Consider the following 8,256-nt stretch of genomic DNA (forward strand, 5'->3'; position numbering starts at 1 on the left):
TTCACTGACGCTTATCATCAGTTTGTTCATGGTCAATAGATTCTTGTTTGGTCCATGCATCACTTTTGCCATACGAAAATAGATTTTGTGCTTCTTGAATTTCTTCTCTAATTTCCGACATTTCTGTATCCAATTTAAAAGCTGCTTCCCCAGCTCTTTGCAAACGATCGCTTAATTCCTGTGGAAAATCATCTTGATACTTATAATTCAACGAATGTTCAATGGTTGCCCAAAAGTTCATTGATAATGTTCGAACTTGAATTTCAGCTAACAATTTTTTCTCACCTGAAACAAGTTGAACTGGATATTCGATCACAATGTGATATGACCGATAACCACTCGGCTTGGCATTGGTAATGTAATCACGTTCTTCTAAAATTTTCATATCCGTTCTTTTTCGTAATAGATCGACCACTTGGTAAATATCTTCAACAAACTGACACATGATGCGTAAGCCCGCAATGTCTTGCATATCTTTTTCAAGTCGATCATCTTCGATATGACGGCGCACCATTTTTTCCTTGATACTATCAACTGGTTTAACGCGGCCAGTGACAAATTCAATTGGTGCATGCTGATTCAAATCCTGAAACTGTTTACGCATACCACGGAGCTTAATTTTCAATTCATCTACAGCTTGCTGGTACGGTAATAAAAAATGTCGCCAATTTTCAGTCATGTCAACGCCCCCCACTTTCTTCCTTCTCCATTTTAGCATATCTTTATACTGTTCAATTATAAATAACCCACAAAATAAATAGTTAATCCATTTAACTTTACTTTCAGCCAAATTTTTGGCAAAATTATCTTTAATTACTTAGAAAACCAGTTCAATGCGCGACAGTGATTTCACAAGCGTTTCAATTGTACTTTTGCAAAACTTTGTTAAAGTAAGGTTGAGTGGTTAAGGGATACATAGTTATCAATTTTGAGGAGGATTATTGTGGTAGAAGTTTATTTATTTGTCAATCCTTTAGGGCAGCAATGTCTTCAGCGTGAATATGACATTGTCCGGGTGGATGAACAACTGAACAAGCAGGTCGTTTACCAATTTGTACCATTGCTAAATATGCAAACCATCACAAGCACGTTGGAACATCATCATTTAGACAGTCATGATTTGAAATTGCGTAATGAAATCTCACAAAAAATGTTTAAAGTGGTTCTTGATTATAAAGCGGCATTATTTCAAGGACGAAAAAAAGGACGGCAATTTTTAATTCAATTGCAACAACAAGTTATTGAGCAGGGTCTCTCTTATTGTAATGATATTGCAACGCAAACGGCCAAAGAAGTTAATTTAGATATTGACATGTTTAACGAAGATCGCCAATCACAATTAGCGAAACAAGCCTTTCATGCTGATCAAAAGATGGCGAATGAAATGGGTATTGAACATACTGCTTCTGCAGTTATCTTTAACGAAACTCAGCAAGATTATGGTGTTTTGGTTGATGATTTTGATTATAAATCACTTTTGAAACTCTGCTCAAAGGAACCTAAAAAACCAAACAAAGGCCATAGCAATCATCAAGTCCCGTTTCTCCGCGTCTTATAAATTTTCAAAGCATGATTTAATGCAAATCATGCTTTTTTATTTTGCAAATAATCTAACTTTTCTGTCGCGCTCACAAACCACCTCGGGTGATGAGCTATCAAAATTTGATCATGATTTTGTTTTAAAATATTCTGTTCTAACATTGCATGTGTAAATGGCTGCAAGACTTGCACTGTTATCATTGCCTGAGCATTAAGAAGACATGGAAATGAATGCCAAGCGTCTTCAACAGCCCCAAATAGCCATTCTAACCAATGTGACCGCGTCCAGCTGAAGCTATGTGGTAATCGCTCCAGTGCCAATAAAACTTTGACACGCCAAATTGTTTCGAGTTCTTTTGTCCAGGGCCAACTACTTTGTGCCACGTGGGCAACCAGTGGCATACCGGCTAAATTATGCCGTTGTTGATAGCACATCTGAACTAGCGGTTTTAAGCTCACCTCTCTGGTCATCAACCTAGTCTGGATACTTTTGGTTTGCTCAATCAATATTTTTTTTGCTGAAGTCTTTCGTGCCAAAGATCGCATCCAATCCGTATGTTGATAGCTGTAGAATTCAAATTGTTCAATCTTGGTATTCCAAAATAGAATTTGTGGCTGGTTATTGAAACATTGCGTAAACTGGCTAATTTTAGCATGGGACAATTGTTTGTTTTGATAGGGCGCACCTAAAACCCAATATACTGGAATGTTAATTTGACGATAACCCTTATTTCTCATATCTAACTGTTCAATTGACAACGGGCTACACTGAAATTCAATGGCGACAGGACGTTCATTAATCCGAAATATTAAGTCGGCTCGTTGTTTAATTTCTGGAAAATAGACCTCATATTTTGGAGAATAATTTTGGCATTTGGCCCAATAAAACAGTTGCTCTTTTCCAAGAAAATGCTCCACACTTTCCGGTTCAGCATCAACACATTGACTTCCTCTTTGATGAGCAAAATGTTTCATCTTAATTTGCCCAGCTTTTAAAAAGACATGCTCCTGACAAACTGGACAGTAGTATGTCTTCTTCAAAATAGCTTCATTAGCATGAATCATTTCTTGACCATCACTTGCCATTATCATCGTACTCACCTCATTTACCAAGTACGTTAATAATGAACAAATTGCAAAAAAAAAGAGCTTGCGCTCAATTTTACTTAACAAAATAGTATCTGGTTAGTTCCAAAGCAGTTGATTCCATTACCAACTCAGCATGCTCGGCTAAAACGTCTGCCGTTACGGTAGACTTTTTCCCATATTCATACGCAATTGATAATTCATCTTTAATTGTTTCATCACTAGTCTCTTCCACAAAAAACGTGATTTCCAAATAATATCGTTCATGATATCGATATAAATTTGAACTTGCGTTTTCAAGACGCAGTAGACGAGCAACTTGAATCATATTTTCAAAATCACCAAGATCAATAACCACTCTTGATGTCTGAACTTGATTATCAGCTATCACTTTTTCAACATCATTATTATCGACAGCTGTACGTCGACGATCTGAAGTATTTTGATCAGTCTGGCCAAGCTGGCGTTTCAAAAAATCAGAAACCTCATCTTGTTTGCTATCGTTTGCCTCATCAGATTCATCATCACTATCATTAACAAAATTATTTTTACTAATGAACAACTCTAATCCGTTTCTATTGGGAAGCACCTGAAAAGTGACTGAGTCGTTGTCTTGAAACTGATGTTCAGTATCCACTTCTTCTAGGATACTATAAAAGAAACTTTCGATTTGTTGGTGACTGCCTAATAAATCTAGGACAGTGATTCCTCTTTCGTTTAAATCATCGTTACCGATTAAAACGCGAATCGTGTTTTCATTTATGCGTTCCATTTCCATCGAAATTGCGCTCCCTTCGATTCGCCCAAATTCCACGTCATTTAAAGTATATTTTAACTGTTTTCAATAAAAAGTAAAGTAAATCCACCCACAAAAAAAGAAGTCATAACACACGTCACAACCCCTTTTTTGATATTCAATTTAATCAATTTAAATCATGTTTGCAGCACGTTGTGCTTTCGCCAATTCAAGTGCACGAACATCACGTGGTAAGAAACGACGAATTTCATCTTCGTTGTATCCAACTTGTAGGCGTTTCTCGTCTATGATAATTGGCCGACGTAACAGACCAGGATTTTTTTGGATCAAACTGTAAAGTGTCTTCATTGGCACTTCGTCCAAATTAACGTGCAGGTCCTGATAGGCTTTTGAGCGTTTTGAAATAATTTCTTCAGTACCATTTTCAGTCATTCTTAAAATATTTTTAATTTCATCCATTGTTAACGGTTCAGAAAAGATATTTCTTTCTTGATAAGGAATATTATGTTCTCGTAACCATGCACGCGCTTTACGGCAAGATGTGCAACTTGGTGATGTATATAATGTAACCATAATGATTGCCTCCTTGAATCACATAACGATTTGCTATGTGGCTATCTCTTTCTACGCTTTTTATTATACATCATATAACCAAGAAAATAAATACTTTTTTGAAAATAATTAAATAAAGGTCAAACATTTTAATTAACATATCCTGTAAATATGTTAATTATTTTTACTATTATAAGCTAATATCAACGAATATCGTCATAAATACAATTGCCTACAACTATTATTTAACTAATAGTTCAAAAAAGCTTCAAATTATGAATTTTTTGTGAACATTTCACTTACTAAAAGTAGTTTCAACCATCAACTGCGCCTTTTTACAGATTTACAACTAATTCAGATTCCGCACATTTCACAATCGTTACACTATTTGTAATTTCTTTTTGAGCGTTTTCTATTAATTTTTCGGGCACAATATCTTGTGGTAAATGTGACATGATTAATTGTTTAGCCTGACTGTGATTTGCCAACTGACCTGATTGTTGCGCACTCATGTGCCAAACTGGCGTTTGCTTAGGTAATGTCAAAAAATTGGTATCAGTAATTAAACAATCCGTTCCTTGAGCAAAATCTACAAACTCTTCCATGTTAGCTGAATCAGCTGTAAACGTCATGCTTTTGTTTTCTGCATTACTAATTCGCATGGCAAATGCCGTTACCGGATGTTTTGTTTTCATAAAGCTAATATTAAATGGACCAATTGAATTCGTTTTTTTTACGTCATAAGCTTGTGCAACAGTTGAATTGGGCCAGTTAAGTTTTTCAAAATTAGGTTGATCAAATGGATGTCCATAAATTGGCAGTAAGGCTTCTTTTCTTATGCCTTGACGTAATTGCCAATAATGTTGTAGAACTCCAATATCAGCAATATGATCCGCATGGTAATGTGATAAAATCACTGCATCTAACTGTAAAGGATCCAATACATTTTCAAGTTTAAGCAATGCACCGCTGCCACAGTCTAACAATAAATTAAACCCGGACTCTTGAATCAAATATGAACTTGTTGCTTCATTATTGTATGGATAACCACCATAAAATCCTAAAACCGTAATTTTCATCTCTCATTACCTCCAATATTTACTCTACTAGATAGTATCATTTTCCTTTAATACTGAAAACTTCTATAATTTAAAGAAAAGTGAGGTTTTCAAAATGTTAAAAACGGTGAGTGCCACATTTGGTAGTACTGAACTACTTCAAAAAATTATTGACAAGCATCCAGAACGATCATTTAAGCTATTGCAATCCTCTCATAGTGATGAACAACTTCAGTTACTTGATTTATCCGATGAACCAAGCGTTTTTATGTCACCAATTAATTATGCCATCCTTGCCAGTAGCAGTGATAATCCCAATAACGGTGTTTTCCATTTTGAACACTTTTCATTGGGTGAAGATGACCGTAAAGTATTAATATCGACTCTAAAACACTACTTTTCTCCCGACCAACTTCCCAGTGGTTTACTAAGTCACTGTATTCTTCAAAACGAAAAAGATCAAAACGAGATTATTCTTTTAACAACATGGCAAAATCAAGCAAGCTTGAAGAACTGGAAATTAAGTACCGGCTATCAAACACTTACTAAGCACAAAAAATCAACGGATTCGTTTTTTGAACAAACCTATCTCCCTGTCCAACAATAATTAAAAATCAACCAATCATGACAAACATCCTTCATAACAGTCAGTTTTTCAACCATTGTGAAGTTTATCATTGATTGCTTGATTTTTTTTAGGCCGATTTTTGACTTGTTAGGCAGTCACAGTCTACTTTTTCTGGTGCCGTTGCCAACTTTTGTTTCAAAGTTTCAATCAACATTTCTATATCACTTTTAGATAACGCTTTACGTTGAATAACTTCATTTACCGCGCTGCCTACGCGCATTGCACACATATCATTAAATAAGTTTAAGCTAGCAGTATCAATTGCCGTTTGTTCACTGATATTGGCCGTAAAATGATTGATACGTCCATTCTTGCGAGTTGTCAGAAAACCTTTATCAACTAACCGACTTAATAAGGTTTTAATGGTTGTTTCCTTCCAATCATTTTTGTCTGCCAATTGCTTTATCACATCCGAGCTTGTCACCTCATTTAGTGTCCAAACAATCCGCATTACTTGCCATTCAGCTGTACTAATTGAAAATTCTTTTGATTTCATTTATTTTCCCTCGTCTACAATTGTAATTATTAATAGCATACCTTCGATATTTGTATTTGTAAAGAATTTTAACCACAAAAAAAGTCGAATGTATTCATTCGACTTAACTAGAACGGTCCGTACGAGACTCGAACTCGTGATCTCCTGCGTGACAGGCAGGCGTCCTAAACCAACTAGACCAACGGACCAAAATTGCGGGAGCAGGATTTGAACCTACGACCTTCGGGTTATGAGCCCGACGAGCTACCAGACTGCTCCATCCCGCGATAATAAAAGTGACCCCTACGGGATTTGAACCCATGTTACCGCCGTGAAAGGGCGGTGTCTTAACCACTTGACCAAGGGGTCATATAAAAAACGGAGAAGGAGAGATTCGAACTCTCGCGCCGCTTACGCGACCTACACCCTTAGCAGGGGCGCCTCTTCAGCCACTTGAGTACTTCTCCAAAATGGGCCTAAATGGACTCGAACCATCGACCTCACGCTTATCAGGCGTGCGCTCTAACCAGCTGAGCTATAGGCCCATTAAAAGCGGGTGACGAGAATCGAACTCGCGACAACAGCTTGGAAGGCTGTGGTTTTACCACTGAACTACACCCGCATAAAATATATTCAAATTAATGGCGCGGGACGGAATCGAACCGCCGACACACGGAGCTTCAATCCGTTGCTCTACCGACTGAGCTACCGAGCCAAAAACGGTCCGTACGAGACTCGAACTCGTGATCTCCTGCGTGACAGGCAGGCGTCCTAAACCAACTAGACCAACGGACCAAAATTGCGGGAGCAGGATTTGAACCTACGACCTTCGGGTTATGAGCCCGACGAGCTACCAGACTGCTCCATCCCGCGATAATAAGGAGGATGGGAGATTCGAACTCCCGCGTGGTTTGACCCACCTGACGGTTTTCAAGACCGTTCCCTTCAGCCAGACTTGGGTAATCCTCCATAAACAAAAAAACACAGTGATTGTACGTATGCGATTCAACGTCCAGCCTTTTCCTAATGGACCTTGTAGGACTCGAACCTACGACCGGACGGTTATGAGCCGTCTGCTCTAACCAACTGAGCTAAAGGTCCAAGTTCGCATACACCCAATCTATCGCGGCGGGGGGGATCGAACCCTCGACCTCCCGGGTATGAACCGGACGCTCTAGCCAGCTGAGCTACACCGCGAAAACAAACAACAAACGTCATTTATTTTTATCGGGAAGACAGGATTCGAACCTGCGACCCCCTGGTCCCAAACCAGGTGCTCTACCAAGCTGAGCTACTTCCCGTTAAATCAATGCACCCAGTAGGAGTCGAACCTACAACCTTCTGATTCGTAGTCAGACACTCTATCCAGTTGCGCTATGGGTGCATAATAAGTGCCGAGGACCGGGATCGAACCGGTACGGTCATCACTGACCGCAGGATTTTAAGTCCTGTGCGTCTGCCAATTCCGCCACCCCGGCATATTATAGAATTGGCAAAGCGGAAGACGGGATTCGAACCCGCGACCCCCACCATGGCAAGGTGATGTTCTACCACTGAACTACTTCCGCATATTAAATGCCGACTAGAGGATTCGAACCTCCGACCCCCTGTTTACAAGACAGATGCTCTGCCAACTGAGCTAAGTCGGCATCACAATAATGCCTAAATATTTAACCAATCAAAGATTGGCAATGAGCCGTGACAGTCTCGAACTGTCGACCCTCTGATTAAAAGTCAGATGCTCTACCAACTGAGCTAACGGCTCAATGGAGGATACAGGGCTCGAACCTGTGACCCTCTGCTTGTAAGGCAGACGCTCTCCCAACTGAGCTAATCCTCCATCAAAAAGCATGGCAACGTCCTACCCTCGCAGGGAGCGATCCCCCAACTACTCTCGGCGCTCAGAAGCTTAACTTCTGTGTTCGGCATGGGAACAGGTGTATCCTTCTGGCCATCGCCGCCACACTCATATGCACTATTCTATCATAGACAGTACACTGAGAACTTGCGCTCTCAAAACTAAACAGTATCATCTTTTTCTTAACCGGACACCACTTTGTGGTTAAGTCCTCGACCGATTAGTATTGGTCCGCTCCATGCATCACTGCACTTCCACTTCCAACCTATCTACCTCATCATCTCTGAGGGGTCTTACTCTTCC

8 protein-coding genes, 19 tRNA genes and 2 rRNA genes are annotated in these 8,256 nt (G+C 39.3%); 2 read left to right on the plus strand and 27 right to left on the minus strand.

All coding sequences use genetic code 11. The features are described 5' to 3' along the window. Window position 1: 1 nt before the first annotated feature. A complete protein-coding gene (yjbM, locus tag ACYVQZ_RS01870; protein WP_461239703.1) occupies window positions 2-679 on the minus strand; it encodes a GTP diphosphokinase in 678 nt (225 codons plus the stop codon). Between the two features lie 264 nt (window positions 680-943). Here yjbM and ACYVQZ_RS01875 point away from each other — a divergent pair, with 264 nt between their 5' ends. Further along, the gene (locus tag ACYVQZ_RS01875; protein ID WP_461239704.1) at window positions 944-1,558 is read left to right on the plus strand and encodes a DsbA family protein; all 615 of its coding nucleotides are present in this window, start codon (window positions 944-946) and stop codon (window positions 1,556-1,558) included. Window positions 1,559-1,584: 26 nt separating this feature from the next. Here the strand turns inward: ACYVQZ_RS01875 and ACYVQZ_RS01880 are convergent, their stop codons facing one another. The 4 genes from ACYVQZ_RS01880 to ACYVQZ_RS01895 all read right to left on the minus strand — a co-directional run bounded on the left by ACYVQZ_RS01880 (window position 1,585) and on the right by ACYVQZ_RS01895 (window position 5,013). Further along, on the minus strand, window positions 1,585-2,631 hold the full coding sequence (locus tag ACYVQZ_RS01880) for a competence protein CoiA (protein WP_461239705.1): 1,047 nt from the start codon (window positions 2,629-2,631) through the stop codon (window positions 1,585-1,587). 70 nt (window positions 2,632-2,701) lie between these two features. After that, entirely contained in the window at window positions 2,702-3,403 is a 702-nt protein-coding gene (locus tag ACYVQZ_RS01885) for an adaptor protein MecA (protein ID WP_461239706.1), read from the minus strand. 150 nt (window positions 3,404-3,553) lie between these two features. After that, window positions 3,554-3,955: a transcriptional regulator SpxA gene (spxA, locus tag ACYVQZ_RS01890; protein ID WP_461239707.1), complete on the minus strand. Its 402-nt coding sequence runs from the start codon at window positions 3,953-3,955 to the stop codon at window positions 3,554-3,556. A 314-nt stretch (window positions 3,956-4,269) separates the two neighbouring features. Next, entirely contained in the window at window positions 4,270-5,013 is a 744-nt protein-coding gene (locus ACYVQZ_RS01895) for an MBL fold metallo-hydrolase (RefSeq protein ID WP_461239708.1), read from the minus strand. Between the two features lie 94 nt (window positions 5,014-5,107). Between ACYVQZ_RS01895 and ACYVQZ_RS01900 the strand changes: the two genes are divergently transcribed. Further along, window positions 5,108-5,599, plus strand: coding sequence for an antibiotic biosynthesis monooxygenase family protein (locus tag ACYVQZ_RS01900; protein ID WP_461239709.1), 492 nt, complete (start codon window positions 5,108-5,110; stop codon window positions 5,597-5,599). Window positions 5,600-5,687: 88 nt separating this feature from the next. Here the strand turns inward: ACYVQZ_RS01900 and ACYVQZ_RS01905 are convergent, their stop codons facing one another. From ACYVQZ_RS01905 to ACYVQZ_RS02010, 22 genes are all read right to left on the minus strand, one after another. Further along, on the minus strand, window positions 5,688-6,116 hold the full coding sequence (locus tag ACYVQZ_RS01905) for a CopY/TcrY family copper transport repressor (RefSeq protein ID WP_461239710.1): 429 nt from the start codon (window positions 6,114-6,116) through the stop codon (window positions 5,688-5,690). A gap of 113 nt (window positions 6,117-6,229) precedes the next feature. After that, window positions 6,230-6,304 (minus strand) — tRNA-Asp (locus ACYVQZ_RS01910). 4 nt (window positions 6,305-6,308) lie between these two features. Further along, window positions 6,309-6,382: transfer RNA gene (locus ACYVQZ_RS01915), tRNA-Met, on the minus strand. Window positions 6,383-6,392: 10 nt separating this feature from the next. Next, window positions 6,393-6,464, minus strand: a tRNA-Glu gene (locus ACYVQZ_RS01920). Window positions 6,465-6,474: 10 nt separating this feature from the next. Next, window positions 6,475-6,562: transfer RNA gene (locus ACYVQZ_RS01925), tRNA-Ser, on the minus strand. 4 nt (window positions 6,563-6,566) lie between these two features. Continuing rightward, window positions 6,567-6,640, minus strand: a tRNA-Ile gene (locus ACYVQZ_RS01930). 6 nt (window positions 6,641-6,646) lie between these two features. After that, window positions 6,647-6,717 (minus strand) — tRNA-Gly (locus ACYVQZ_RS01935). Window positions 6,718-6,737: 20 nt separating this feature from the next. Continuing rightward, window positions 6,738-6,810: transfer RNA gene (locus ACYVQZ_RS01940), tRNA-Phe, on the minus strand. Window positions 6,811-6,815: 5 nt separating this feature from the next. Next, window positions 6,816-6,890 (minus strand) — tRNA-Asp (locus ACYVQZ_RS01945). Window positions 6,891-6,894: 4 nt separating this feature from the next. Then, window positions 6,895-6,968 (minus strand) — tRNA-Met (locus ACYVQZ_RS01950). A gap of 6 nt (window positions 6,969-6,974) precedes the next feature. After that, window positions 6,975-7,064: transfer RNA gene (locus ACYVQZ_RS01955), tRNA-Ser, on the minus strand. Between the two features lie 58 nt (window positions 7,065-7,122). Next, window positions 7,123-7,196, minus strand: a tRNA-Ile gene (locus ACYVQZ_RS01960). Window positions 7,197-7,218: 22 nt separating this feature from the next. Beyond that, window positions 7,219-7,292 (minus strand) — tRNA-Met (locus ACYVQZ_RS01965). Window positions 7,293-7,322: 30 nt separating this feature from the next. Further along, window positions 7,323-7,396, minus strand: a tRNA-Pro gene (locus ACYVQZ_RS01970). A 9-nt stretch (window positions 7,397-7,405) separates the two neighbouring features. After that, window positions 7,406-7,479 (minus strand) — tRNA-Arg (locus ACYVQZ_RS01975). 8 nt (window positions 7,480-7,487) lie between these two features. Continuing rightward, window positions 7,488-7,573: transfer RNA gene (locus ACYVQZ_RS01980), tRNA-Leu, on the minus strand. Between the two features lie 18 nt (window positions 7,574-7,591). Further along, a tRNA-Gly gene (locus ACYVQZ_RS01985) sits at window positions 7,592-7,663 on the minus strand. An 8-nt stretch (window positions 7,664-7,671) separates the two neighbouring features. Then, a tRNA-Thr gene (locus tag ACYVQZ_RS01990) sits at window positions 7,672-7,744 on the minus strand. Between the two features lie 43 nt (window positions 7,745-7,787). Next, window positions 7,788-7,860 (minus strand) — tRNA-Lys (locus ACYVQZ_RS01995). 2 nt (window positions 7,861-7,862) lie between these two features. After that, a tRNA-Val gene (locus tag ACYVQZ_RS02000) sits at window positions 7,863-7,935 on the minus strand. An 8-nt stretch (window positions 7,936-7,943) separates the two neighbouring features. Beyond that, window positions 7,944-8,060, minus strand: a 5S ribosomal RNA gene (rrf, locus tag ACYVQZ_RS02005). A gap of 93 nt (window positions 8,061-8,153) precedes the next feature. Then, window positions 8,154-8,256, minus strand: a 23S ribosomal RNA gene (locus tag ACYVQZ_RS02010); the annotation flags it as partial.

The organism is Paucilactobacillus salsurae (assembly GCF_054784995.1).